The sequence below is a fragment of the Pseudomonas ovata genome, from assembly GCF_003131185.1.
GTDB lineage: Bacteria > Pseudomonadota > Gammaproteobacteria > Pseudomonadales > Pseudomonadaceae > Aquipseudomonas > Aquipseudomonas ovata.
Genome location: NZ_QFFU01000004.1, coordinates 46,733 through 69,912, shown reverse-complemented (window position 1 = coordinate 69,912; position 23,180 = coordinate 46,733). Strand labels below are relative to the sequence as shown.

At 65.9% G+C, this 23,180-nt stretch carries 24 protein-coding genes and 1 pseudogene; 2 read left to right on the top strand and 23 right to left on the bottom strand.

What is annotated here, in order from left to right; genetic code table 11:
* Window positions 1–15: 15 nt before the first annotated feature.
* From DGA31_RS07325 to DGA31_RS07230, 20 genes and pseudogenes are all read right to left on the bottom strand, one after another.
* On the bottom strand, window positions 16–1,242 hold the full coding sequence (locus DGA31_RS07325; RefSeq protein ID WP_109512093.1) for a beta-ketoacyl-ACP synthase: 1,227 nt from the start codon (window positions 1,240–1,242) through the stop codon (window positions 16–18).
* Window positions 1,242–1,970 (bottom strand): 3-oxoacyl-ACP reductase FabG, encoded by a 729-nt coding sequence (gene fabG / locus DGA31_RS07320; RefSeq protein ID WP_109512092.1) that lies wholly within the window; start codon window positions 1,968–1,970, stop codon window positions 1,242–1,244. The genes DGA31_RS07325 and fabG overlap by 1 nt, the downstream gene beginning before the upstream one ends.
* Window positions 1,963–2,421, bottom strand: coding sequence for a hotdog family protein (locus DGA31_RS07315; RefSeq protein ID WP_056841340.1), 459 nt, complete (start codon window positions 2,419–2,421; stop codon window positions 1,963–1,965). Before DGA31_RS07315 ends, fabG begins: the two co-directional genes overlap by 8 nt.
* Entirely contained in the window at window positions 2,418–3,611 is a 1,194-nt protein-coding gene (locus DGA31_RS07310; RefSeq protein ID WP_109512091.1) for a beta-ketoacyl-[acyl-carrier-protein] synthase family protein, read from the bottom strand. The genes DGA31_RS07315 and DGA31_RS07310 overlap by 4 nt, the downstream gene beginning before the upstream one ends.
* Entirely contained in the window at window positions 3,608–4,090 is a 483-nt protein-coding gene (locus DGA31_RS07305) for a hypothetical protein (RefSeq protein ID WP_056841342.1), read from the bottom strand. The genes DGA31_RS07310 and DGA31_RS07305 overlap by 4 nt, the downstream gene beginning before the upstream one ends.
* A complete protein-coding gene (locus DGA31_RS07300; protein ID WP_109512090.1) occupies window positions 4,087–4,821 on the bottom strand; it encodes a class I SAM-dependent methyltransferase in 735 nt (244 codons plus the stop codon). Before DGA31_RS07300 ends, DGA31_RS07305 begins: the two co-directional genes overlap by 4 nt.
* Window positions 4,818–6,065, bottom strand: a complete 1,248-nt coding sequence (locus DGA31_RS07295; protein WP_109512089.1) for an NAD(P)/FAD-dependent oxidoreductase — start codon at window positions 6,063–6,065, stop codon at window positions 4,818–4,820. Before DGA31_RS07295 ends, DGA31_RS07300 begins: the two co-directional genes overlap by 4 nt.
* Window positions 6,052–7,224 carry a sodium:proton antiporter gene (locus DGA31_RS07290; protein WP_109512088.1) on the bottom strand — a complete coding sequence of 391 codons (1,173 nt, stop codon included), beginning with the start codon at window positions 7,222–7,224 and terminating at the stop codon, window positions 6,052–6,054. Before DGA31_RS07290 ends, DGA31_RS07295 begins: the two co-directional genes overlap by 14 nt.
* Window positions 7,221–9,548, bottom strand: coding sequence for an MMPL family transporter (locus DGA31_RS07285; protein ID WP_161959167.1), 2,328 nt, complete (start codon window positions 9,546–9,548; stop codon window positions 7,221–7,223). Before DGA31_RS07285 ends, DGA31_RS07290 begins: the two co-directional genes overlap by 4 nt.
* Window positions 9,532–10,125 (bottom strand): outer membrane lipoprotein carrier protein LolA, encoded by a 594-nt coding sequence (locus tag DGA31_RS07280; protein ID WP_421957949.1) that lies wholly within the window; start codon window positions 10,123–10,125, stop codon window positions 9,532–9,534. The genes DGA31_RS07285 and DGA31_RS07280 overlap by 17 nt, the downstream gene beginning before the upstream one ends.
* Before the next feature lie 8 nt (window positions 10,126–10,133).
* Window positions 10,134–10,559 (bottom strand): acyl-CoA thioesterase, encoded by a 426-nt coding sequence (locus tag DGA31_RS07275; protein ID WP_109512085.1) that lies wholly within the window; start codon window positions 10,557–10,559, stop codon window positions 10,134–10,136.
* Window positions 10,549–12,096: an HAL/PAL/TAL family ammonia-lyase gene (locus DGA31_RS07270; protein WP_109512084.1), complete on the bottom strand. Its 1,548-nt coding sequence runs from the start codon at window positions 12,094–12,096 to the stop codon at window positions 10,549–10,551. The genes DGA31_RS07275 and DGA31_RS07270 overlap by 11 nt, the downstream gene beginning before the upstream one ends.
* Window positions 12,080–13,022 (bottom strand): annotated as a pseudogene (locus DGA31_RS07265) (LpxL/LpxP family acyltransferase); the annotation flags it as partial. The gene DGA31_RS07270 and the pseudogene DGA31_RS07265, both read right to left, overlap by 17 nt.
* Window positions 13,019–13,771, bottom strand: coding sequence for a glycosyltransferase family 2 protein (locus DGA31_RS07260; protein WP_109512082.1), 753 nt, complete (start codon window positions 13,769–13,771; stop codon window positions 13,019–13,021). The pseudogene DGA31_RS07265 and the gene DGA31_RS07260, both read right to left, overlap by 4 nt.
* Window positions 13,764–15,446, bottom strand: a complete 1,683-nt coding sequence (locus DGA31_RS07255; RefSeq protein ID WP_161959166.1) for an acyl-CoA synthetase family protein — start codon at window positions 15,444–15,446, stop codon at window positions 13,764–13,766. The genes DGA31_RS07260 and DGA31_RS07255 overlap by 8 nt, the downstream gene beginning before the upstream one ends.
* A 12-nt stretch (window positions 15,447–15,458) precedes the next feature.
* Window positions 15,459–16,004: a COG4648 family protein gene (locus tag DGA31_RS07250; protein ID WP_109512080.1), complete on the bottom strand. Its 546-nt coding sequence runs from the start codon at window positions 16,002–16,004 to the stop codon at window positions 15,459–15,461.
* The gene (locus DGA31_RS07245) at window positions 16,001–16,255 is read right to left on the bottom strand and encodes an acyl carrier protein (RefSeq protein ID WP_056841354.1); all 255 of its coding nucleotides are present in this window, start codon (window positions 16,253–16,255) and stop codon (window positions 16,001–16,003) included. The genes DGA31_RS07250 and DGA31_RS07245 overlap by 4 nt, the downstream gene beginning before the upstream one ends.
* A 9-nt stretch (window positions 16,256–16,264) precedes the next feature.
* The gene (locus DGA31_RS07240) at window positions 16,265–16,525 is read right to left on the bottom strand and encodes a phosphopantetheine-binding protein (protein WP_056841355.1); all 261 of its coding nucleotides are present in this window, start codon (window positions 16,523–16,525) and stop codon (window positions 16,265–16,267) included.
* Entirely contained in the window at window positions 16,500–17,312 is an 813-nt protein-coding gene (locus tag DGA31_RS07235) for a lysophospholipid acyltransferase family protein (protein WP_056841356.1), read from the bottom strand. The genes DGA31_RS07240 and DGA31_RS07235 overlap by 26 nt, the downstream gene beginning before the upstream one ends.
* Window positions 17,288–18,019 carry a beta-ketoacyl synthase chain length factor gene (locus DGA31_RS07230; protein ID WP_109512079.1) on the bottom strand — a complete coding sequence of 244 codons (732 nt, stop codon included), beginning with the start codon at window positions 18,017–18,019 and terminating at the stop codon, window positions 17,288–17,290. Before DGA31_RS07230 ends, DGA31_RS07235 begins: the two co-directional genes overlap by 25 nt.
* Before the next feature lie 331 nt (window positions 18,020–18,350).
* Between DGA31_RS07230 and DGA31_RS07225 the strand changes: the two genes are divergently transcribed.
* Window positions 18,351–19,130: a ParA family protein gene (locus DGA31_RS07225; RefSeq protein ID WP_056841358.1), complete on the top strand. Its 780-nt coding sequence runs from the start codon at window positions 18,351–18,353 to the stop codon at window positions 19,128–19,130.
* A 20-nt stretch (window positions 19,131–19,150) separates the two neighbouring features.
* Here the strand turns inward: DGA31_RS07225 and DGA31_RS07220 are convergent, their stop codons facing one another.
* The 3 genes from DGA31_RS07220 to DGA31_RS07210 form a co-directional block, all read right to left on the bottom strand.
* The gene (locus tag DGA31_RS07220) at window positions 19,151–19,546 is read right to left on the bottom strand and encodes a PAAR domain-containing protein (protein ID WP_056841359.1); all 396 of its coding nucleotides are present in this window, start codon (window positions 19,544–19,546) and stop codon (window positions 19,151–19,153) included.
* Window positions 19,547–19,885: 339 nt separating this feature from the next.
* The gene (selO, locus tag DGA31_RS07215) at window positions 19,886–21,349 is read right to left on the bottom strand and encodes a protein adenylyltransferase SelO (RefSeq protein WP_109512078.1); all 1,464 of its coding nucleotides are present in this window, start codon (window positions 21,347–21,349) and stop codon (window positions 19,886–19,888) included.
* A gap of 16 nt (window positions 21,350–21,365) precedes the next feature.
* Window positions 21,366–22,031: a GntR family transcriptional regulator gene (locus DGA31_RS07210; protein ID WP_082481794.1), complete on the bottom strand. Its 666-nt coding sequence runs from the start codon at window positions 22,029–22,031 to the stop codon at window positions 21,366–21,368.
* A gap of 360 nt (window positions 22,032–22,391) precedes the next feature.
* Between DGA31_RS07210 and DGA31_RS07205 the strand changes: the two genes are divergently transcribed.
* Complete coding sequence (locus tag DGA31_RS07205; RefSeq protein WP_109512077.1) at window positions 22,392–23,165, top strand: LamB/YcsF family protein; 774 nt, start codon at window positions 22,392–22,394, stop codon at window positions 23,163–23,165.
* The last annotated feature ends 15 nt before the right edge of the window (window positions 23,166–23,180 follow it).

Genomic DNA, 23,180 nt, shown 5'->3' with positions numbered 1-23,180 from the left:
CCTTGAAAATGGGCTTCAGGCCCAGCGACGGAAAATCAACGACGTGTTGACCCCGCCAAAAGCGAAATTGTTGTTCATCACGTATTCGTGGCTCATGACCCGTGGCGCGCCGCTCAGGTAATCCAGCGCACCGCACTGCGGGTCGACCGTCTGCAGGTTCAGCGTGTGAATGTAGCGGTCGCGGTTGAGCATTTCGATGCTGAACCACGATTCAAGTGCCCCACAGGCCCCCAATGTATGGCCCAGAAAGCTTTTCTGTGAACTGATCGGCATGCGCGGGCCGAACAGTTCGCTGGTCGCCAGGGTTTCGGCGATGTCGCCCTGTTCGGTGGCGGTGCCGTGGCCGTTGACGTAGCCGATCGCCTCGGGCGGCAGGCCGGCATCCTGCAGGGCCAGCTCCATGGCGCGGCGCATGGTCACCTGCTCGGGACGGGTGCTGTGGGCGCCGTCGGCGTTGCTGCCAAAGCCGACGATCTCGGCATGGATGTGTGCGCCACGGGCCAGGGCGTGTTCGAGTTCTTCAAGCACCAGCATGCCGGCGCCTTCGCCGATCACCAGGCCGTCGCGCCCGGCGTCGTAGGGGCTGGGGCTGGTGTGCGGTGCGTCGTTTTTCAGGCTGGTGGCATACAGCGCGTCAAAGACCATGGCCTCGGTCGGGCACAGCTCTTCGGCGCCGCCGGCCAGCATCAGGGGCAGGCGACCGAACTTGATCGACTCGTAGGCATAGCCGATGCCCTGGCTGCCGCTGGTGCAGGCGCTGGACGTCGGGATCAGGCGCCCGGTCAGGCCGAAGAAAATGCTGATATTGGCCGCAGTGGTGTGCGGCATCATGCGCACGTACGAATTGGCATTGAGGCCCTCGGCCACCGAGTTGAGCAGCATGTTGCCGAACGCCTTGATGTCTTCGGTGCTGCCGGTGGACGAGCCGCAGGCGGTGCCCATGCGCCCGTCGCGGATGATCGGGTCGCCCAACAGGCCGGCATCGCGCAGGGCCTGCTCGGAGGCGGCCACGGCCATGCGTGACACCCGGCCCATGCTGCGCAACTGCTTGCGCGTCCAGTGCCCGGGCACGGCGAAATCATCCACGGGGCCGGCCAGGCGGGTGTTGAGTTCGCCGAAGCGGTCCCATTCGCTCATGTAGCGGATGCCACTGCGGCTGGCGCTGAAACCGGCCTCGATGCTGGTCCAGTCGCTGCCCAGGGAGGTGATACCGGCCATACCGGTGACGACCACGCGTTTCATCAGCACAACCCCCCATTGACGGCCAGGACCTGGCGGGTGATGTAGGCGGCTTCGGCCGACATCAGGAAATTCACCGCGCCGGCGACTTCTTCCGGGGTGCCCATGCGCTGCGCCGGGATCATCTTCATCAGTTCTTCCACCGGCACGTTCTCGTCGAGCATCGCCGTGTCGATCAATCCCGGGGCCACGCAGTTGACCGTGATTCTGCGCTTGGCCAGCTCGATGGCCAGGGCCTTGGCCGCGCCGATCAGGCCGGCCTTGGAGGCGCTGTAGTTGACCTGGCCACGGTTGCCGATCAGCCCCGACACCGAGGTGATGCAGACAATGCGCCCGGCTGCGCGGCGGCGGATCATCGGCATGGTCAGCGGATGCAGCACGTTATAGAAACCGTCCAGGTTAGTGCGCAGTACCGTGTCCCAGTCGTCTTCGCTGAGCGCGGGAAAGGCGCCGTCGCGGGTCAGCCCGGCATTGAGCACCACACCGTAATAGGCGCCGTGGGCCTCGACGTCCTGTTCCAGCGCCGTGCGACACGCTTCACGATCAGACACATCGAATTGCAGCACCCGGGCCTGGCGGCCCAGGGCGAGAATCTCGGCCTGCACGGCGTCGGCGTCCTGCCGGCCGCTGCGGCAGTGCAGGACCAGGTCAAAGCCGGACTGCGCCAGGCGCAGGGCGATGGCCCGGCCGATGCCACGGCTGGAGCCGGTGACCAGGATCGATTCAGTCATGTGCGGCGTCCTCATTCAGATAATCGGCGGCGTTGGGCGGGCAATACACGCTCAGGCGGGCAAAGGCCTCAAGGTCCGGGCCGCTGAGGCGGCACTCGAACACCCCCATGCCGTTGTCGTCCTGCAAGGTGCGCAGGGCGTGGAGTGTCAGTTCACTGCCGGCCGGAAAGTGATCGACCGTGCATTCGTATTTGCGCGTACCGAGCAGAAAGCCCAGTTGCACCGGTTCACCGCGCTGGCGCGCCTGGCAGCCGGCAAAGGCGGCCACGCTCTGGGCCATCAGCTCGATGCCGACCCAGGCCGGCAGGTGGCCGTCGGCGGTATTGAGCAGGCCATCGGCGCGCACGGTCACGCGGGTCTGGATACTGTCGTCATCGAAGGCCAGCACCTGATCGATCAGGATCATGTCGGCCGCGTGGGGCAGGAGTTCGGCAACCGGCCAGGCGATCATGCGGCGTCTCCGATAATCAGGCTGATGTTATTGCCACCGAAGGCAAACGAGTTGCTCATCAGGCGGCGCGGGGTGGCAACGGGCAGGCGGGCCTGCGGCCCGGCCCAGTGCAGGGCGGGCAGCTGCGGGTCGGCCTGACCGTCCCAGATATGCGGCGGCAAAGCGCTGTCCGGGTTGTCGGCGCTCAGGCTCAGCCAGCAGAAGGCCGCCTCCAGTGCCCCGGCGGCGCCCAGGGTGTGGCCGCTCAACGGCTTGGTGGATGAGCAGGGCACACCGTGCGGGAACAACGCCTGCACCGCCAGGCTTTCCATGGCGTCGTTGTGCTGGGTGGCGGTGCCGTGCAGGTTCAGGTAATCGATCTGGCCAGCGTTGAGGCCGGCGCTGTCCAGGGCCCGTTGCATGGCTTCGCGGGCGCCACGGCCGCTGGGTTCGGGAGCGGAAATATGGTGCGCATCGCTGCTGGCGCCGGCGCCCAGCAAGGCAATCGAATGGCTGGCGCTCGGCTCGCGGGTCATCAGGAACACCACGGCGGCTTCACCGATATTGATGCCGTCGCGGTTGACCGAGAACGGGTTGCAACGCTGCCCGGAGACCGCCTCAAGGGCATTGAAGCCATTGAGCGTCAGCTTGCACAGGCTGTCGACGCCGCCGCACAGCACCGCATCGCACAGGCCCAGGTCCAGGGCGCGGCGGGCGCTGAGCAAGGCCCGGGCGCTGGAGGTGCAGGCCGTGGAAATCACGTAGGCGGGGCCACTGAGGTCCAGCCATTGCGCCAGGAAGCTGGCCGGTGCGCCGAGTTCCTGCTGGCGGTAGTCGTAATGCGCCGGGAAGCTCTGGTCACGCAGCCAGGTGCCCATGCTGCGGCTGGCTTCGTCGATGCCCGAGGTGCTGGTGCCCAGAATGACGCCGACACGCCCGGCGCCGTAGCGCGTGATGGCGGTGCGAACCGGCGCTTCGATCTGCAAGGCCGCGGCCAGCAACAGCTGGTTATTGCGGCTTTGCGCGCCCAGCGCTTCAGGCATCGGCGGCAGGTCACAATGGATGGCGCCGACCGGCAACGGCTGCCCGGTGACCCAGTCACCTTGCACCTGCATGCCGCTACAGTCGCCGGCAAACAGCTTGCGCGCCACCTCGGCGCGGTCGTTGCCCAGCGCGCAGACCAGGCCCAGGTCATTGAGGTAGGCGGTCATGGCGTGTTTCCGTCGTTCAAGGGGGTGATGTGATAGCGCAGGCCCTGGGCCAGGCTCAGGGTAAACACCCGTGGCGAGCGGTAATCGACGACCCAGCGCCCGTCCAGGCGTCGCTGCATGCCCTGGCGGCTGGCGGCCGGGTAGCGGGCGGCCAGTTCGCGGTCGGGGGTCAGGGCGAACAACAGCGCCGCGAACAGCTCACGGGCCTCGGCATTGGGCGGCAACAGCCCGTCGGCTTGCCACTGGCCATCGACCAGGCGCTGACGGGCCTGCGGGATACCCAGCGGGTCCATCATCGACCAGCGCAGTGCGGTGCCTTCCTGCTGCACGATCAACAGCCAGTCCTGCTGCTCGGCGGCCAGCTCGCGCTGCACATGCCATTGCTGCGGCAGCGCCAGGGTCGGCAGGCCTTCGGGCAACGGCGCCTGGCGGGCGCAACCGGCCAGCAGCAACAGGCTCAGCCATACAAGGCGCATCATGCGGCGCCTCGCGTCAGCGGCTTGCGCGCCACCACGTTGACCAGGGTTTCTTCACGCTGGCCAAAGGGCTTGGGCTTGCGCAGTTTCAGACGCTCCAGCAGGCCGAAGTCCTGGCTGCGGCTCCACCACAGGTACGGGTAGGAGACGTTGGCCGGTCCGAACTGCAAGCCTTGGGTGCGCAGCATATCCAGGTACTGCGCCGCGCTTTTCTGCACATGCATGGGATGGCGGAACAGCCAGCGGATCACCCAGGTGTCGATATAGGCCTCGGTGGACTCGGCAAACAGCAAATAACCACCGGGCTTGAGCACCCGGTAGAACTCGGCCAGGGCCTGCTCCTGCTCCACCAGATGGTGAAAGGTCTGGTGGCAGAACAGCAAGTCGACGCTGGCATCGGGGAGGTTCAGGGACGCGCAGTCGCTGCCGATCAACTCCACCGGCAAGCCCAGGCGCTCGGCCTCTTCACGGCTCTGCGTCAGGCTGTGCGGGTCGGCATCGACGCCGATGATCCGGGCCGGCTTGAACACCTCATTCAGGTAACGAAACGATTTACCCTGGCCGCAGCCGGCATCAAGCAATACCGCGTTGGCCGGCAGGGGCTCACTGAACAGCCCGCGCAAATCATGAATGGCCACGCGCAGCACCCGGTACTGCCAGGTGTGGCTGCGCAGGAACCACAGGCCGAAGCGGGTTTCCTCGACGTAGCTGTCGCTCAGGAACGGCCCGTTCATGCCACCGGGCTCGCGCAGATTTCAGCCAGCATGCGCAGGCGGCGCTTGGGCTCGTTGACGAACGGGTTGCGCACATCCCAGGCGTAGCCGGCCAGGATCGAGCAGATCATGGCGCGAATGTCCGGTTGCGCGTCCTTGTAGAAGATCACGTCCTGGAAGCTGCTGTCGTACCAGCCTTCGACATAGGCGCGGAAGGTGTCGACGCCACGCTTGAGCGGCACGGCAAAATCAGCCTCCCAGTCCACGGTCTCGCCGCGCAACTGCCGGTCGAGCAGGCCGGCGGCCATGCTTGCCGAGCGCATGGCGATGGTCACGCCCGAGGAAAACACCGGGTCCAGGAACTCGGCGGCATTGCCCAGCAGCGCAAAGCCCGGGCCGTGCAGGGATTTGACGTTGGCCGCGTAGCCGCCGATGGTGCGCGCCGGGGTGTCCCACACCGCGTGTTGCAGCACCTTGGCCAGGCTCGGGGTCTCGGCGACGAAGGCTTGCAGGCAGGCGTCCAGATCCTCGGGCTTGCCTTCGAAACGCGCGGCGCTGGCGACCACGCCGATCGAGCAACGGCCGTTGCTGAACGGGATCGACCAGAACCACACGTCGCGGTGCTCGGGATGAATCGTGACCAGAATCTTGTTGCGATCAAACGGCGGGCTCTGGATGTGATCTTCGACGTGGGTGAACACCGCCTGGCGCAGCGGGAAGTCCGACGGTGCCTCAAGGTCCAGCAGGCGCGGCAGCACCCGGCCATAACCGCTGGCATCGAGCACGAAGCCGGCCTGCACCTGATACTCGCTGCCGTCTTCGCGGCGCACGACCAGGTGCGGTTGTACGGCGTCGAAGTCGACGCTGACGATCTCATGCCGGTAGCGGATCTCGACGCCCTGCAAGGCGGCCTGGTCGGCCAGCAACTGGTCGAAGCTGGCGCGCTGCACCTGGAAGGTGGTGGGCTTGCCCTGGGTGAAGGTGTCGCCGAAATCGAAGTCGCTGTATTGCTCGCCGAAGGCAAAGGCGGCGCCGTTCTTCAACTGAAAGCCCGCCGCCTGCACCGCCTCGAGCATGCCGGCTTCCTCGACGAAGTCCAGGCAGTGGGCCAGCAGGCTTTCGCCGATGGAAAAGCGCGGGAAGGCCTGGCGCTCAAGCACCAGCACGTCATGGCCGCGGCGCTTGAGCAGGGCGGCGGCAATCGCGCCGGCAGGGCCGGCGCCGATGACCACGACCGCGCGATGTTCCTTATCAGTGATTGGCACAGGAGTTCCTTACCGGTTGTTCGGTAGCAGTGACGAATGAAAGAGGCTTGCGACCCAGCCCGACCAGGGCCGGCATCAGGGTCGCCAGCAGGCTCATCAGCATCAGCGCCAGGTACAGCGCGCTGCCGATCAGTTGCTGTTGCAGCAGCAGGTTGAGAAACACGATCTCGCTCAGCCCGCGAATATTGAGCAGCACGCTTTCGCGCCAGCGGCTGGCACCGGGAAACGACGGCGGCGCCCAGCACAGGCCCAGCCAGTTGCCCAGCAGCTTGGCGCCGATCGGCACGGCGATCAGCGCCGCCACCTGCCAGGCGCTCAGCTCGCCCAGGGCGGTGTGCAGGTTGATCTGCACCAGGCCGAAGGTCAGCAGCAGCGGTACGGCCAGGTGATTCTGCAGCCCGCTCAGCACCTGTGGCTTGATCGGCAGCACCCAGGCCTGCTTGAGCCGCGCCATGCACAGCAGATAGCCGATGCCGAAGATCAGCGCATTGAGCCGGTAATGCTCGGCCACCACCAGCAAGGCAAAAAAGCCCAGGCTGTAGACCAGCGGCTGGCGGATGCCCAGCCCCCGCAGCAGCAACGGGACGCAGGCCATCAGCAGCGGCCACAACAGGCTGCTGAGGTGCAGGCTGCCCTGGGCCAGGGCGAACAGGCTCCAGCAGGTCAGGTCGATGAGAATCGCCGCCTGCACCAGCCGGTGCGTGGCCGCCAGCGGGTAGCCGATGTGCTTGAGGTACAGGTACAGCACCGGAATGGCGGTGATCGCAAACACCAGCCCCACGGCCAGGTCGCTGAGCCAGGACTGCGCCGGCAGCAGCCAAACGGCGCAGGCCAGGCCTGCGGCAAAGGGCACCAGAAAGCTGGGCACGGCAATCTTCAGGCTCTGGCGGTCCAGGCGCACCTCGATCACATCGCTGAGGATATGCCCCAGCACCAGCGCGAAGGCCAGGCTGTACAGGGTCTTGAGCCAGACCGGTGCGATCAGTTGCGCGCCACTGAGCTGCCAGTGCGGCTCGATCCACAGCAGCATCAACAGCGGCACGCCGAGGGTGGCCAGCAGCAACTGGCTGACGATGGGAATCAGCCCCACGCGGTGGCCAAGCCAGGTGGCGGCGGCAAAGGCCGGCAGGGCCATGAGCCAGAACAGCACGATCATCATGGATGCTTCTCCACGGCCTGGCGTGCGCTGGCCCACGGTGCCAGCACAAAGCTGAACACCAGCCCCAGGCTCACCGACAGACCGAAATTGCTGATGGCCGGGGTCTGCGACAGCGCCAGCAGGCCGAACGACAGCCAGGTGGTGATGGCCGCCAGCAAGGTGCCGAGCAGGCTGACCGCCGCCCCGCCGACCTGCTCGCGCATCAGGATGGCGTAGTCGACGCTGATGGCGGTCACCAGCAACAGGCCGAACAGGCTGAACAGGGTCAGTGGCTGGCCCAGCCAGCCCAGGCTGGCCAGGCTGCACAGCGCGGCGAGCAACGGCAGGGTGACGATGCGCAGTGCACCGCCCAGGCCGAAGGGCGCGAGCAGCAGCACCACGATCAGCCCGCACGACAGCAGCTTGAGTTCGGCGGCGCTGATTTGCGTCTGGGCGAACACGCCATTGAGCGCGCCCAGCCGGTCGACCAGGTTCACACCCGGCAGGCCCTCGGCCTGGGCGTGCAGCATGGCCGGGTTGCCCAGCCCTTGCAGGCTGACGATGGCGGCCACACCGTCATCGGTATGCCCCAGCCACAAGGTGCGCCAGGGTTCGCTGACCGGTCCGGCCAGGGCCTGATCGATGGTCTGCTCGGGCAGCGCCTGCAACTGGCGCAGTTCGTTGTGCAAGGCGTCGGCCATGACGCCCAGCGCCAGCAGCGGTTGCCAGTACTCAGGCAGGCGGCCCAGTGCGGTGCGCAGCGCTTGTTGATCTGCCGGGGCCGCCAGCAATTGATTGAGGGCCATGTAACCGCGCAGCGAATGCTCGCTGACCAGCCCGTCGAGGCGTTGGGTCAGCGTGTGTTGGCGCTCCAGCAATTGCTGTTCGTTGGCGGCGCGCACCAGAAAGAACTGGCTGGTCGGCTGGAAGCCGGTAATGCGGGCAATGGCCTGGGCTTCATCGGTCAGGGCCTGAGGGGCCGAGACCCACTGGCGAATGTCGTTGTGGGTGGTCAACTGCCACAGGCCAGTGGCGCAGAACACCAGCAGCAGGACCAGCAACAGCGGCGTACCGGTCCTGGCCAGCAGCGCTTCGCGCCAGCCCAGCAGGCGTTGGGCCAATTGCAGCGGCCACTGCGCCGGGCGCAGTTCGACCCTGGCGAGCAGCGCCGGCAACAGGCACACCGCCGCCAGCCACGCACCGAACAGCCCGGCGGCGGAGAACACCGCGATCTGGGTCAGGGCCGGGAACGGCGTCCAGGCCAGGGCCAGGTAGCCGATGCAACTGGTGATCAGGCTCAGGGTCAGGCCCGGCAGGGTCAGGCGCAAGGCCGGCCAACTGCGCCAGGGGTTCAGCGTCCAGCTTTTGGATAAATAATGCAGCGGGTAATCCACCGCCACGCCGATCAGGCTCGACCCCAGCACCAGCGTCATCACATGCATCTTGCCAAACAGCGCCACACAGGCCACTGCACCAAACAGCATGCCCACCAGCACCGGCACAAAGGCCAGCAGCACCCGCCAGCGGCGGAAGGCCAGCAGCAACAGCAGCAAAATGCCCAGCGTGGCACCGCCGCCGACCCAGGTGATTTCCTGGCTGGCCTGGTGCTGGCCGGCGGCGGCGTACAGCAGGCCGCTGGCGGCCAGCAGCCGGCCGCCGTCCTGGGCCGCTTGCGTGCGCGCCTCGGCCAGCAGGGCGGCGACCTGGGTCGGCAGCTGCATGTCGAAGGCATCGTTGCCGGTCTGCACGCGCAGCAGCACCCAGTACAGGCCATCGGCCTGGGCCACCAGCGCGCCGCTGGCCAGGTCCGGTTCCACCGCGCCGCCACGGGGCAGTGCGTTCTGGATGCGCCCGGTCAGGCCCAGCCAGTCGTCCTGGCCGGGCACCAGGCTGAAGCCGGTAAAAGGGTCGAACAGGTTCTGCACGCGCTGCTCGATAAACGCCTGGGGCTGTTCGATCAACTGCTGGCGGTCGGTCGCCGGCAGCATCGCCAACCGGCCTTGCAGCAGTTGCGTACGCAAGGCCGGCAGGTCGGCCTGCAGGTTCCATTGCACGGTGGCGAACAGCCCGCTGGCCTGCCACTGACTGGCCAGGCGCTGGGTCAGGGCAATCGCCTGCTGGCGCTCGGCATGGCCGACCAGCACCAGCATTTCGCGGTTCAGCGGCGCCTGCATGCGCTGTTCGGCGCGCAGTTCCAGCGGGTCAGGACGGCTGCCGGGCACCAGTTCCATGAGGTTGGCCGACAGCGGCGCGCCGTCACGCCACTGCCAGCCGGCCAGCGCCACCACGGCGAGCAGGATCAGCAGGAACAGGCGCGGCAGGCGGCGCTCAGGATTTGAAATCATTGCGCCGCGCATCGCTGAGCGCAGGTGCGCTGTGGCTGTCGATCAGGTTCAGCACGGTGCGGTCGCCCTGGGTTTCCAGCAGCTCGATGCGGTGCACCAGCTCGCCGCCGTCGATGTTGATCTGGCGAAACACCTGTTGCAGCAGCAGCGAACGCGGGGTCAGGGTCAGCTTCCAGGCCTGGGCGTCACCGCTCAGTTGCAGCTCGAAATCGCGTTGCAATCCGCTGCTGTCGCCTTGCAGCACGGCCAGGAACAGCCGGTTCTGCTCGGCGCCGGCACTCTTGCCCGGCAGTAACTGCCAGGCCTGTCCCTGACGGCGGGCAATGCCGGCCTGATCAATGCGGTAGTCCTGCTTGAGCGGCGTTTCCAGCAGCCACAGCAGGCCGAAGTCCCGGGCCAGTACGAAGTTGCCGGTGCTGACCAGCGGCTGGGGCAGGGCGCGCAGGTGTTTCTCCTGGCTGAAACGACCCTCGACCACGGCGGGCTTGCCCAACTGGGCGCTGAGTTGTTGCAAGTCAAAGGCGTGCGCCAGTGACGAGGCGCACAGCAAGGCCAGGCTGAACAGCAGGTGCTGCATGGCTGTCCTCATGGCAAGGCCCTCTGCACGGCATCGATGAACACCTTGGGCGAGGCCAGTTGCATCTCGCGGGTGGCGACGTCGACGGCCACCTGCACGGTGCTGGCGCGGGTCATGCGTTCGCCGGTCACCGCGTCGCTGATCAGGTAGTTGATCTTCAGGCGGTTTTCCCATTCCACCAGGCTGGCGCGCACCGTCAGCTTCTGGCCGAACACCGCCGCCCGCACGTAGCGCAGTTGCAGGTCGATCACCGGCCAGCCGTAGCCGGACTCAAGCATCTGCATGTAGTTGTGGCCGATGTGGTCCAGCAGCGCGCAGCGTGCCACTTCGAGGTATTTGACGTAGTGGCCGTGCCAGACGATGTTCATCATGTCGACATCGAAAAACGGCACCACTACTTCGGTGTCGACGTCGATCAGTCCTTTACTGCGCATGCAGCCTCCAGTGGCGTTCGGCAATGCGTTGCAGGCACAGGCGCAGTTCGCCTTCCAGGCCGCGATCATCGATGACCGGCGGGAAATCCTCGGCCAGTTGTGTGTGCATGGCGGCCAGCGCCGGCGGCAGCGGACGCGCATCGGCTTGCCGGCTGCGCAGCCACAGGCCCTGGTTGGCGGCGATCAGGGTGGCGGCGGCGACCTGCTCGGTCAGCTCCAGCACACGGATCGCATCGCGGGCGGCGATGGTGCCCATGCTCACCTTGTCCTGGTTGTGGCATTCGGTGGAGCGCGAGAACACGCTGGCCGGCATGGTGTTTTTCAGGGCTTCGGCGGTCCAGGCGCTGGCACCGATCTGCACCGCCTTGAAACCGTGGTTGATCATTGCCCGCTCGGCGCTGGCGCCGGACAGGTTGCTCGGCAGGCCGTGGTTGTAGCGCACGTCCACCAGCAGGGCGAGCTGGCGGTCGAGCAGGTCGGCGACGTTGGCCACCAGGGTCTTGAGGCTGTCCATGGCAAAGGCGATGTGCCCGCCGTAGAAGTGCCCGCCGTGCAGCACGCGCTCCTGGTCGCCGTCGATGATCGGGTTGTCGTTGGCGCTGTTCAGCTCGGTCTCGATGAACGAGCGCAGCCAGCCCAGGCTGTCGGCCAGTACGCCCAGCACATGTGGGGCACAGCGCAGCGAGTAGCGGTCCTGCAAGCGGTGCAGCGGTGCGGTCGGGGCGTCGATGGCCAGGTCCTGGCGCAGCCAGGCGGCCACCTGCATCTGGCCGGGGTGCGGCTTGGCGGCGAACAGACGCTCGTCGAAGTGTTCCGGGTTGCCTTGCAGCGCCACCACATTCATGGCGGTGATGCGCGTGGCCAGTTGCAGCAGATAGTCGGCGCGGGCGAAGGCCAGGCAGGCAATGCCGGTCATCACTGCGGTGCCGTTCATCAGCGCCAGGGCTTCCTTGGGCCGCAGCACCAAAGGTTCCCAGCCCAGCTCGCGATGCACGTCCAGGGCCGGGCGGCGCTGGCCGCGATACAGCACTTCGCGCTCGCCGGACAGGGTCGCAGCCACATAGGACAGCGGCGTCAGGTCGCCGCTGGCGCCCACCGAGCCCTCTTCGGGGATCAGTGGCAGCACGTCGTGTTCGAGGAACGCCTGCAACCGCTCCAGCAGCTCGACCCGCACCCCCGACACGCCGTGGCACAGCGACTGCAAGCGTGCCGCCAGCACCGCACGGGTGGCGCGTTCGTCGAGCAGTTTGCCCAGGCCGCAGCCGTGGAAGGTGTACAGGTGCCGTGGCAAGGCCTCGACATGCTGCAAGGGCACGGCCACCACGCACGAATCACCGTAGCCGGTGGTGACGCCGTAGATCACGCCTTCCTTGTCCAGCAGCGAGTCGAGAAACTGCGCGCCCCGGGCAATGCGGGCGCGGTAGTCGGCGTCGTCCTGCAAGGCCGCAGGCGCCTGGCGGTTGGCCACGGCCAGCACCTGCTCGATGCTCAGCGCCAAGGCGCCGAAGGTCACGGTGTCGGGAACTTGATGGGTCATCGCTGCTTCCAGAAAGGGTAGAAATTGAACCACTGCTGCGGGGCTTGCAGGCAGTAGTGCGCCAGGCGCTCGGCGTAGCGCGCCGCCCAGTGGGCGATGACCTCGGCGCGGTCGCTGCGCTTCCATTGCACCGCCTCGGTGAACGGCTCCAGGATCACCCGGTAGCCCTGGGCGTCCTTGAGGCAGAAAAACAGGTTGACCGGGCACTTGAGCAACCCGGCCAGCAGCCACGGCCCTTGCGGAAAGGCCGCCGGTGCGCCGAGAAAGTCCGCCTGCACATGGCGCCCGCCATGCAAGGGCACGCGGTCGCCGGCAATTGCCAGCCACTCGCCGTCGTCCAGGCGCTGGCTCAGTTGCAGCATGATCGCCGGATCCAGCTCGCTGACCTGTACCAGGCGCAGGTTGGTGGCGCCGGCCTCGCCCAGCAGGCGATTGAAGCGCTCGGCATGCTTGGTGTGCACCAGCACGTTCATGGTGACCTTCTCGCCCAGTTCGGCCAGCGCCCGGCACACCTCAAGGTTGCCCAGGTGCGCGCCGACCAGCATCTGCCCGCGCGCGCCCCGTAGCTGGGTGCGCAGCAAGGCCGGGTCGACGATGCGGATCTGTTCGATGCGCAGCTTGCCGTTCCAGACGTCGAGCTTGTCGAGCAGGGCTTCGGCAAACGCCATGAACTGACGGAACACCCGTGCGGTGGTGGGGCGCAGTTCGGGCTGGCCGCTCCAGTGCGCCAGGCGCTGCTGGTACTCGTGGATGCTGCGCCGGGCGGTGCGGCCGAAAATGAAGAAGTACAGCACGATGCCATACAGCACGGGGCTGAGCAGGCGTCGGCCGAGTACGCGCACGCCCCAGGCGGTAAGTTTCATCAGCACGAAGCTGCCGCGCTCCTGGCGGTCGGCCCAGTGCTTTTCGTCGGGCGGCAGGCTCATGTGCGGGCCTTGTGGAGCAGCGGGAGCTTGCGCCACAGCAGCACCGGCAGGCGCAACAACATGCCGAAGAAGAGCTTGGTGTGCATGCCGGAGATCAGTGCGTTGTCATGGAACAGGCGAAAGTGCGACAGGCCGTCCTGCGGGTAATGCACCTTGGTCGGCAGCCAGTGCATCGGCTGGCCACGCCACGACAGGCGCACCAGGATCTCGGTGTCGAAATCCATGCGCCGGCCCAGATTGACCGCCTTGATCAGCTGGAGCACCGGTGCCAGCGGGTAGACGCGAAAACCGCACATCGAGTCGCGAATGTGCAGCGACACGGTGTTGATCCACACCCAGACATGGGTCAGGTAACGCGCATACAGCCGGCCCTTGGGCACGCTGGCGTCGTATTGCGGGTAGCCGCAGATCAGCGCCTGCGGGTGCTGGCGTGACTGTTCGAGAAAGCGGCCGATGTCGCCGAGGTCGTGCTGGCCATCGGCGTCGACCTGCAACGCATGGCTGAACCCCAGGTGGGCGGCCTCATGAAAGCCGGCCATCACCGCGCCGCCCTTGCCCTGGTTGACCGGCAGGCGGATCAGGTACACGCCCTCCTCGGTGGCCAGTTGTTGCAACACCTGCGCACAGGCCGGGCTGCTGGCGTCGTCGACCAGCACACAGGGCAGGCCGGCGTCGCGCAGGGCCTTGACCACATGCGGCACGGCGCGCTCGTGGTCGAACACCGGGATCACCGCGCAGGGCTTATGCATGGTCGTGCTCCAGCAGGAGCCTGCCACTGGAACAGGGCGCCTGTTCCTGGTTGTGGTAGGCAAAATACAGTTTGCCGCGCACGGCATCGAAGCGCAGGGTCAGGTTCAGGCGATCGCCGGGGCGCACCAGTTGCTGGAACTTGAGCACTTCCATGCCGGCAAAGCGTGGCGGCAGCGCCAGCAGGCGCTGGCCCAGCTGCATGGCCCAGTCGACCTGGACCACACCGGGCAGCACCGGCACTTTCGGGAAGTGCCCAGTGAAATACGCCAGGTCCGGCGGCACTTGCAGCGCCAGGTGCAAGGTATCGTCCAGCGTCTGTTGGCCCAGCACCTCCGGGCCCTTGCCGCGCGGTGCCGCCAGCAAGGCCTCAACGTGCGCCTGGGGCAGCTTGCCCTGGGCGTTGAGCGGCAATTGCAACAACAGGCGCCAGCGCCGTGGCAGGGCCAGGGGCTCGCAATGGCCGCCCAGGTGCTGGCGCAGGGTCCCGGTCAGGGCGCGCCGGCCGTGGTTGCGCAAGGCATGCAGGCCGCTGTCGCTGAGCACCACCAGCGCGCCCAGCGAGGCACGGCGCTCCTGCACCACGCCCAGGCGCGCCTCGCTGACGAACGGATGGCCGGCCAGCGCCTGTTCCAGGGCCGGCAGGGCAATACGCTTTTCTTCCAGCTTGACGATACGGTCCAGCCGGCCGAGCAGGGCAAAGCGGCCATCGGCTTCGAAGCGGGCGGCGTCGGCGGTCGGTTCGACATGGCCGGCCGGCAGATAGGAGGAGCGCACCTGCAAGGCACCGTCGCTGTCCTGCGACAATTGCACGCCCTCGAAGGCCTGCCACAGCGCCTGGCCCTGGCGCCAGGCAATGCCGCCGGTCTCGGAGCTGCCGAAAATTTCGGTCGGCCACTGGCCCAGGCGCTGCTGCAGGCTTGCGGCGGCCTCTTCAGGCAGGGCACCGCCGGAGGAAAACACCCGGCGCACCGCGCCCAGTGCCGGCCAGTCGAGGTTGTCGCCCATGCGCTTGAGCAGCGCTGGACTGGCCACCCAGGCAAAGGCACGGTGCTCGGCGCTGGCGCGTTGCAGGTCCTCGGGGAACGGCAGTTGCCGGCGCACCCACGGCCGCCCGGCGCACAACGGCCACAGCACCCGGAACAGCAAGCCGTAGATATGCTGGGCCGCGACGCTGCCGATGATGCAGGCATCGCCCAGTCCGGCGCCCCACAGGCGTTCCAGGCCGCGCACTTCGTTGTCCAGCTGGCGCAGGCGCTTGTCGATGCGCTTGGGTTCGCCGCTGGAACCGGAGGTGCACAGGCTCAACTGGCAGGCGTCCAGGTCCAATGCCGCCGGGGCCAGGGGCGCCTGCAGCAGGTCGGCCAGGCGTGCATCGCCCGGCTGCTCGCTGAGCCACAGGTCGACCTGCGGGTTCCAGCGCTCGCGGGTCTGGTCTTGCAGGTCCGATGGCAGCAGCACGCTGACGCCGGCGCGCCAGGCCGCGAACAGCGCAATGGCCAGGTCGCCGGCATCGTCCAAGTGCACGGCCAGGCGCTGCACGCCCCGCGCTTGCAGGCCGGCGGCGGCGCTCAGGGCCTGGGCGCAGAACTGCGCATGGCTCAGCGCCGGCTGCGGGCACAGCAGGCGGTCGGGTCGAGGGTCAAGCAGCAGGTGTTCAAGATTCAACCAGTTCATGTCATTCATTTTTTATGCGCCGCCTCTGACACGCCGGCGGACCGTCCATTCGCCTGCGAACAGCAGGCCCATCAATCCATAGGAAATCAGCCCGGTGTACAGCGCCCACCAGTGCAGCGGTGCCCACAGGGTCAGGCTGGCGGCGATCAGGCCGTTGCCGAGGAAAAACGCACACCACACCCCGGTCACCTGGCGTGTGTAACGCACCGCGACCTCGGGCAGGTCGGGCTCGCTCAACCGTGCCAGACGCTCGACGATCGGCATGCCGCGCATCAGGCTGGCGCCGAACAGGCACAGCATGAAGGCGCTGATCAGCACCGGGTACCAGCGCAGCAGCAGCGGGCTGTCGAGCAGTGCCAGCAGCAGGCAGAAGCCCAAGGCCACCAAGGCCATCGCCAGGCTGCCGGGGCGGCGCTCGCCGGTCAGGGCGCGGGCCAGCCACAGGCTGCCGAGCAGCAACGCGAACTGCCAGGGCGCGAAATGCTCAAGGCCTGCGTACACGGCAAACGGGTAGAGCACGCCTGCCAGCACCAGCAGCAGGCCGATCAGCCGCTTCATGCGGCGGCGTTGACCAGCCGGTAGACCGCTTCGACCACGTCATTGACCGTGCGCACCGACTTGAACTCATCGGCGGCGATCTTTTTCCCGGTCTTGCGCTTGATGTGGTCGATCAGGTCCACCGCATCAATGCTGTCGATTTCCAGGTCCTGGTACAGGTTGGCGTCCAGGGTGACGCGCTCCGGTTCGATTTCGAACAGCTCGACCAGGGCGCTGCGCAGGGTTTCGAAGATGTCTTCACGGGTTTGCATGATCAGTTCTCAGGCCGGTTGTCGGGCGCTGACGAAGGCCGCGAGGCTGTCGACGCTGGTGAAGTGCGAACGGGTGTCCTTGGCGTCGGCGTCGATCTTGATGCCGTAGCGCTTCTGGATGGCCAGGCCCAGCTCCAGGGCGTCGACCGAGTCCAGGCCCAGGCCTTCGCCGAACAGGATCTGGTCGTTGCCGATGTCCTGGGTGCTGATGTCTTCCAGCCCCAGTGCGTCGATGATCAGTTGCTTAATGTCCCGGTGTAGATCGCTCATCTGCGGCGAGCTCCTTGATGAAATAGTCATGCAGGTAATCGTTGAGTTTGCGCGACGCCAGAGGCGCCGGGCCAAGCACGGCAAAGGTCTGTGGGTCGATGTCGGCGCCCACGGTCAGGCTGAAATGTACGCGGCGCTGCGGTATGCGGTACCAGGGTTCGGCCTTGGTCAGCGTGGTGGGGCTGACCTTGATGGTCACCGGCGTGATCATGCGTGCCCCGCGCAGGGCAATGGCGGCCGCGCCCCGGTGAAAGGCCGGTGCCTGGCCTGGCGTGGTGCGGGTGCCTTCGGGAAAGATGATCAGCGTCTGGCCTGCCTGCAGGCCTGCCACGGTAAGGTCGAGCATGTCCATGCTGCCGTCGTTGCTGACATAACCTGCGGTGCGCACCGGGCCGCGGGTGCAGGGGTTGTCCCAGAGGCTGCGCTTGACCACGCAATTGGCGTCGCGCACCAGCCCGATGAGAAACACCACGTCGATCAGCGAAGGATGGTTGGCGATGATCATCTGCCCCGGGCGGCCGAGTTTTTCGGCGCCGCGCACGTCATAGGTGAGCACGCCCATGCGCGCCATCAGGCGGATGAACCGCCAGAACAGCCAGCTGATGGTGCGCCGGCCACGGCGCTGGTGGCAGGCCTGGTCGCCCGGCAGGCAGGCCAGCAACGGGAATACCAGCAGGCGCAGGCACAGGCCGCCTATACCGAACAGGACAAAGCTGATCGCGGTGGCCAGCAACCGCCAGTAATAGGCGTCACGGCCCTTGTTCAGTGCTTGCGTTGCCAGTTCCATAAACGCTTGTTCCACGGATGTTGGCAGGCGGATTGCCCGGTATTGAGCGCTTGCAGCAGGTTCAGCGCATGCGGCCAGCGCGGGGCTGCCACGGGCTGTGCACCCGGCTGTGCGTCGGCGTTCAAGGTCAGTTGCCAGTTGTTGCCGGGCGTGAGCAACAGGCCGACGGCGTAAGGAAAGGGCACGTCGTCGATCCACTGGGCATAGGCCACCGGCGGCTGTTCCTCGGTGACCACCAGCAGCACGGCGGGGGCGCCCTCGGCCAGCAGGGTCGCGGCTTCGAACACACCATGCTCCAGGCCGTCACCGGCGGCCGCCAGGGCGGTCATTTCAGCGGTGGAACCGCGCATGATCGACCACAGGCCGATGACGGCGTTATGCACCGACAGGCTGAACTGGGTCGGTGACAGCGGCTCGTCGGCGGCCAGGTCGCGCAGGATGTCGAAGGTTCGCGGTGTCTCGCCATGCCGGGACACGAACACCAGCGGCAACGGCTCGTAGCCTTCTGCCAGCGGCCAGCCCACGGCAAAGGCCATGCGCGCCATGCGCCCCAGGCGGCGCCGTTGCATGGCCGGCAGGAACGAGACGTCGGGGGCCTCGTCGCTGGCCGGCAGCAAGGTCGGATTCCGGCTCCACTGGTGCCAGTCATCCGCGCTTGCCAGGCCTGGAGCCCAGGCACGCCATTGTGCGATGTTGAACGTGATCAAAGATTTTCTTCCCGCCCCTGCGGGCTGACTTTCGTTACCGAGACACCGGAACGACACCGACCCTGGCGCGACTTTTGACCGAGTGCGCGCATTATCCTGATGGGGGTGGCCGGTAGCAAATTTGTTACACATTATCTGTGCGCCGCTTCGCTGTTTCCGACTGAAGGGCACCTCAGGACAGCACTGTTCGCGTGTGATTGCAGTCATATCGCTGCAACCGCACCCTGTTCTTGCGTGTTCATGAACTTGTCACATACATCGCCTAGACTTGATCGGTTTGTCTGGCCAAACTGGCCTGTTACAGCTTTTTACCTATCAGGGAGGTCAATCCATGCGTCGCGTGGTGTTCAATCAGAAAGGCGGTGTGGGTAAATCCAGCATCGCTTGCAATCTGGCAGCAGTCAGCGCCAACGAGGGCTATAGGACACTGCTGATCGATCTTGATTCCCAGGCCAACTCGACTCAGTACCTCACCGGCCTGACCGGCGACGATATTCCGATGGGCATTGCCGAGTTTTTCAAGAACACGCTGTCCTCGGCGCCGTTCGCCCGCAAGAACCATGTGGACATCCATGAAACGCCGTATGACAACCTGCATGTGATCACGGCCACGGCCGAACTGGCCGAGCTGCAACCCAAGCTCGAGGCCAAGCACAAGATCAACAAACTGCGCAAACTGCTCGACGCGCTGGATGAGGATTACGAGCGGATCTACATCGATACGCCGCCGGCGCTGAACTTCTATGCGGTCTCGGCCCTGATTGCCGCCCACAAGGTGTTGATCCCGTTCGATTGCGACAGCTTTTCACGCCAGGCCCTGTATGGCCTGATCCGCGAGCTGGAAGACCTCAAGGAGGACCATAACGAGGACCTTCAGGTCGAAGGCATCATCGTCAACCAGTTCCAGCCCCGTGCCAGCCTGCCCAGGCAGATGCTTGACGAACTGATTGCCGAGGGCCTGCCGGTGCTGCCGGTGTACCTGAGCGCCTCGGTCAAGATGCGCGAGTCGCACCAGGTCAACCTGCCCCTGGTGCACATGGACCCGCGGCACAAGCTGACGCAGCAGTTCGTGGAGCTGCATCATTACCTGGAGACCCACGCGCAGGACTGACAGGCCCTGCGCCAGGCGGGTCAGGCGATAGGGCGGAACAGCCGTGAGTTGAACGTGCCGTCCTTGATCGAAAGGGTCAGTTGCTCGGCCTGGACACGTGCCGCCTCGGCCATGTCGTCGGGGATGGCGATGCTCGCCTCCATGTCGGCCTGGAAATGCTCCTGGGAGGCCTGCACGCTGTGAGTGCCCGGCTTGCAGCCGCATTGCACCTGATGCCCGTGGGTGGCCACGGCGACCTGCTCGTCGATCCAGGTCGGATTGCCCTGGGCGATGAACCCGACGCGTTTGCACGCCGGGCACCATACCGGGTCCCCCATGCGCGCGACCCGGCGCAGGTCGATGACCTCCGTGGCGGAGGCGACCAGCACAAAACCGCCGGTGGTGGTGGAATCGCCTTCCCTGACTAAAAATGGCATGGGCACTGCTCCTTTGTGGGTTGGAGCAGCGAATGCTAGGTGGAAATAGCCGGGTCGGGGATGCACCTGGGTGTTTAAGGAAAGGTCCTACGGAAAAATCAGACAAGCCCTTGTAAGCGGTGGCCCCGCCGCCCGCTGACGAACCTTGAAGACACCCCCGGTAGGAGCGCGCTTGCCCGCGACCGGCTGCGTTAGCAGTCGTAAATTTTCAGCGTTTCCGAGATTTTTAGCGTGTTAGCAATCACAAATTTGTGGCGTTGCACAAATTTTGCGAGCGCTGCGCACTCGGTCGCGGTGGTCCGGCATTCCGGCAAGCGCGCTCCTACTGGTGTCCGGCCGTTACGAGGAGCAGCTGATTTCCAGGTGCTTGCCCCAGTCCGGTGGCCGTTGGGCGTATTGCGCCATGCCGGCCTGCTCATTGAACGGGTCGCTCAGCACCCGGTGCAAACGGCGCACCTCTTCGTAATCGCCTTTCTCTGCCGCTTCAATGGCGTTCTGCGCCAGGTAGTTGCGCAGCACGTACAGCGGATTGACGGCATGCATGCGTTCGCGGCGTTGCTGTTCGCTGCCGTCGTCCTGGCGGGCGATGCGCGCCAGGTAGCGTTCGCCCCAGGCATCGAAACCCTTGATGTCGATGAAGTCGTCGCGCACGTGGCGCAAGGCTTCGGCGGCCGGGCGGTCACCCAGTTGGCGGAAGAACAGGTGGTAATCCACGCCCCCGGTCTGCATCAGTTGCAGCAACTGGCTGACCAGTTGCGCATCGTCGTCCTCGGCGCAGGTCAGGCCCAGGCGGCGGCGCATCAGGTCGTCATAGTGGGCCTGGTACAACGGCAGGAACAGGCCGATGGCCTCGCGCAGGGCTTCGACGCTGATGAACGGCGTCAGGGCCTGGGCCAGGGCGCTGAGGTTCCACTGCGCGATCGGCACCTGGTTGCTATAGGAGTAGCGGCCTTCATGATCGGAGTGGTTGCAGATGAAGTTCTGGTCAAAGTCATCGAGAAAGGCGAACGGGCCGAAATCGAAGGTGATGCCCAGGATCGACATGTTGTCGGTGTTCATCACCCCATGACAGAAGCCATAGGCCTGCCACTGGGCGATCAGTCCGGCGTTGCGCTCGACGATCTCGGTAAACATGGCCAGCCACGGCTCGGCCTGTTCCAGGCAATGCGGGTAGTGGTTGGCCAGCACGTACTCGCCCAGTTGCTTGAGCTGCTCGGGCTGCTTGGTGTAGTAGAAGTACTCGAAGCTGCCAAAGCGCACATGGCTCTGTGCCAGGCGCAGGACCATGGCCGCACGCTCCTGGGTTTCACGCCATACCGGGGTGCTGGAACCGATCACGCAGGCGGCCCGGCTGGTGGGGACGCCCAGTGCATGCAGGGCTTCGGAGGCCAGGAACTCGCGGATCGACGAACGCAGCACCGCACGGCCGTCACCCATGCGCGAAAACGGCGTGGGGCCGGCGCCCTTGAGGTGCAGGTCCCAGACCTCGCCGGCCTGGTTGCGCACTTCGCCCAGCAGTAGCCCGCGCCCGTCACCCAGGCGCGGCGTGTAGCCGCCGAACTGATGGCCGGAATAGACCATGGCCCGCGGGTCGGCATCGGCCCACAACTTGTGGCCGCTGAACACTTCGACGAACAACGGCTGTTCAGCCTGCGCCGGGTCCAGGTCGAGCAGCGCCAGGGCCGACTCGCTGGCCACCACCAGGCGCGGTTCGTCGATCGGCTCGGGCAGGACCGAGGTGGAAAACGCATCGCCCAGGCGGGCAAAGCGGTTGTCGAAATCAAGTTCGTCCAGGGCGCTCACAGGGTGCGGCCTCCAGTTAGCGGTTCAGGCTGCGCTCGAAGGCGGCCAGCACGGTACGTTCCGATTGCACCAGGTAGGCTTCGAGCAGGGTGCTGGCCTCGTCTGCCCGACCCTCTTCCAGGGTGCGCAGGATGGCCGCATTCATGTCGACATAGGGCGAATGCAAAAATTCGGGGTTTTTCAGCCGGCCGAAGGCCAGGCGCAGCTCGGCCGAGATCTGTCCGTAGAACGCGACCAGCCGCGAGCTGTCGGCCAGTTCGACGATGGCGCGATGAAAACGCATGTTGGCGGTGCCGACGGCGGTCCAGTCCTTGTTCTCGCGGGCCCGCATGCCGGCTTCGACCGCTTCGCGCATGTGCACCGTGCCGGGGTGCTGGGGGCTGCCCTGGCTGATGGCCTGGCACTCGATGAAGCGGCGGATGCGGTAGATGTCGATGATCGAGGCCATGTCGGGCACCGCCACGCTCACGCCGCGATTGGGCTCGTGCTTGAGCAGCCCTTCCTGGGTCAGGACCCGGAACGCTTCGCGCAAGGTATTGCGCGAAATCTGCAGGCTTTCGGCCAGGGCGGCTTCGGACAAGCGCTGGCCGGGCACCAGCTCGCCCTCGACCAGCATCCTGCGCATTTCCTGAGTGATGGATTCTCCAAGCGTTCGGGGCAATGGAGAAGAAGCGTCGTTCATTAGGGATCCAGAAATAAGAAAAGCCGTGCTGATGTTCCCTGAGCGCTTGGCCAGTAGCAAGCAGCGTGCTTCATTAAGTAGCATGCCTGAGTTAAAGGGTAACAATATGGTGCAGATGGTCATGCTATCTAATATTGATTGTTCAACAATATTGTCAGTATTTTCCTACGCTTGAGCCTGGCTGGTAGAGTGATGGCACGCTCATTGCTGAGGTGAGTCATTACCCACGCAGGACGAACGCCGTGACACAGACCATCCGTGAGTTCACAAAGGCACACAGAGCTTCTCTGATCGCGGCCATGTTCATGATGGCCACTGTCGGCTTCATCGGCGCCGCCTGATTCCAACGGAGACCTGACCATGCAAACCATCGATCTCAACAGTGACCTGGGCGAGAGTTTCGGCGCCTGGAGCATGGGCGACGATACGGCGATCCTCGAACTCGTCAGCAGTGCCAACGTGGCCTGCGGCTTTCATGCCGGCGACCCTGCCGGGATCCTGCGCACCCTCAAGGCTGCTGCCGCCCGCGGCGTGGCCATCGGTGCCCATGTCGCCTACCCGGACCTGGTCGGCTTCGGCCGGCGCAACATGGACATCCCGGCCGAACAGCTGACCGCCGATGTGATCTACCAGATTGGCGCCCTGCAAGGGCTGGCCCGCAGCGTCGGGGCGCGGGTGAGCTATGTAAAGCCGCACGGCGCGCTGTACAACACCATCGCCAGCGACCCGGTCCAGGCGGCGGCGGTGATCGAGGCGCTGCTGCGCCTTGACCCTGCGCTCAAGCTGGTGGGCCTGGCCAATTCGCCGTTGCTGGGCTGGGCCCGTGAGGCCGGCCTGTCATGCGTGGCCGAGGCCTTCGCGGACCGTGCCTACACCGACGACGGCGCGCTGGTGTCACGCTCGCGGCCAGGGGCGGTACTGCACGACGCTGACCTGATTGCGCAACGCATGCTGCGCCTGGTCAACGAGGGTGTGATCGAATCGGTGGACGGGCGTGTGATCGCGCTGCAGGCCGACTCTATCTGCGTGCACGGCGACAGCCCTTATGCAGTGGCCATCGCCCGTACCCTGAAAGACTGCCTGCACAACGCAGGCGTGAAGATCCGTGCATTTGGCCAGAGGCAACCTGCATGAGCGTACTCTTTGCCA

Coding starts and splice junctions, on each gene's coding strand:
- DGA31_RS07325 (WP_109512093.1), bottom strand. CDS start 1,242: ATGAAACGCGTGGTCGTCACCGGTATGGCCGGTATCACCTCCCTGGGC.
- fabG (WP_109512092.1), bottom strand. CDS start 1,970: ATGACTGAATCGATCCTGGTCACCGGCTCCAGCCGTGGCATCGGCCGG.
- DGA31_RS07315 (WP_056841340.1), bottom strand. CDS start 2,421: ATGATCGCCTGGCCGGTTGCCGAACTCCTGCCCCACGCGGCCGACATG.
- DGA31_RS07310 (WP_109512091.1), bottom strand. CDS start 3,611: ATGACCGCCTACCTCAATGACCTGGGCCTGGTCTGCGCGCTGGGCAAC.
- DGA31_RS07305 (WP_056841342.1), bottom strand. CDS start 4,090: ATGATGCGCCTTGTATGGCTGAGCCTGTTGCTGCTGGCCGGTTGCGCC.
- DGA31_RS07300 (WP_109512090.1), bottom strand. CDS start 4,821: ATGAACGGGCCGTTCCTGAGCGACAGCTACGTCGAGGAAACCCGCTTC.
- DGA31_RS07290 (WP_109512088.1), bottom strand. CDS start 7,224: ATGATGATCGTGCTGTTCTGGCTCATGGCCCTGCCGGCCTTTGCCGCC.
- DGA31_RS07285 (WP_161959167.1), bottom strand. CDS start 9,548: ATGATTTCAAATCCTGAGCGCCGCCTGCCGCGCCTGTTCCTGCTGATC.
- DGA31_RS07280 (WP_421957949.1), bottom strand. CDS start 10,125: ATGCAGCACCTGCTGTTCAGCCTGGCCTTGCTGTGCGCCTCGTCACTG.
- DGA31_RS07275 (WP_109512085.1), bottom strand. CDS start 10,559: ATGCGCAGTAAAGGACTGATCGACGTCGACACCGAAGTAGTGGTGCCG.
- DGA31_RS07270 (WP_109512084.1), bottom strand. CDS start 12,096: ATGACCCATCAAGTTCCCGACACCGTGACCTTCGGCGCCTTGGCGCTG.
- DGA31_RS07260 (WP_109512082.1), bottom strand. CDS start 13,771: ATGCATAAGCCCTGCGCGGTGATCCCGGTGTTCGACCACGAGCGCGCC.
- DGA31_RS07255 (WP_161959166.1), bottom strand. CDS start 15,446: ATGAACTGGTTGAATCTTGAACACCTGCTGCTTGACCCTCGACCCGAC.
- DGA31_RS07250 (WP_109512080.1), bottom strand. CDS start 16,004: ATGAAGCGGCTGATCGGCCTGCTGCTGGTGCTGGCAGGCGTGCTCTAC.
- DGA31_RS07245 (WP_056841354.1), bottom strand. CDS start 16,255: ATGCAAACCCGTGAAGACATCTTCGAAACCCTGCGCAGCGCCCTGGTC.
- DGA31_RS07240 (WP_056841355.1), bottom strand. CDS start 16,525: ATGAGCGATCTACACCGGGACATTAAGCAACTGATCATCGACGCACTG.
- DGA31_RS07235 (WP_056841356.1), bottom strand. CDS start 17,312: ATGGAACTGGCAACGCAAGCACTGAACAAGGGCCGTGACGCCTATTAC.
- DGA31_RS07225 (WP_056841358.1), top strand. CDS start 18,351: ATGCGTCGCGTGGTGTTCAATCAGAAAGGCGGTGTGGGTAAATCCAGC.
- DGA31_RS07220 (WP_056841359.1), bottom strand. CDS start 19,546: ATGCCATTTTTAGTCAGGGAAGGCGATTCCACCACCACCGGCGGTTTT.
- DGA31_RS07210 (WP_082481794.1), bottom strand. CDS start 22,031: ATGAACGACGCTTCTTCTCCATTGCCCCGAACGCTTGGAGAATCCATC.
- DGA31_RS07205 (WP_109512077.1), top strand. CDS start 22,392: ATGCAAACCATCGATCTCAACAGTGACCTGGGCGAGAGTTTCGGCGCC.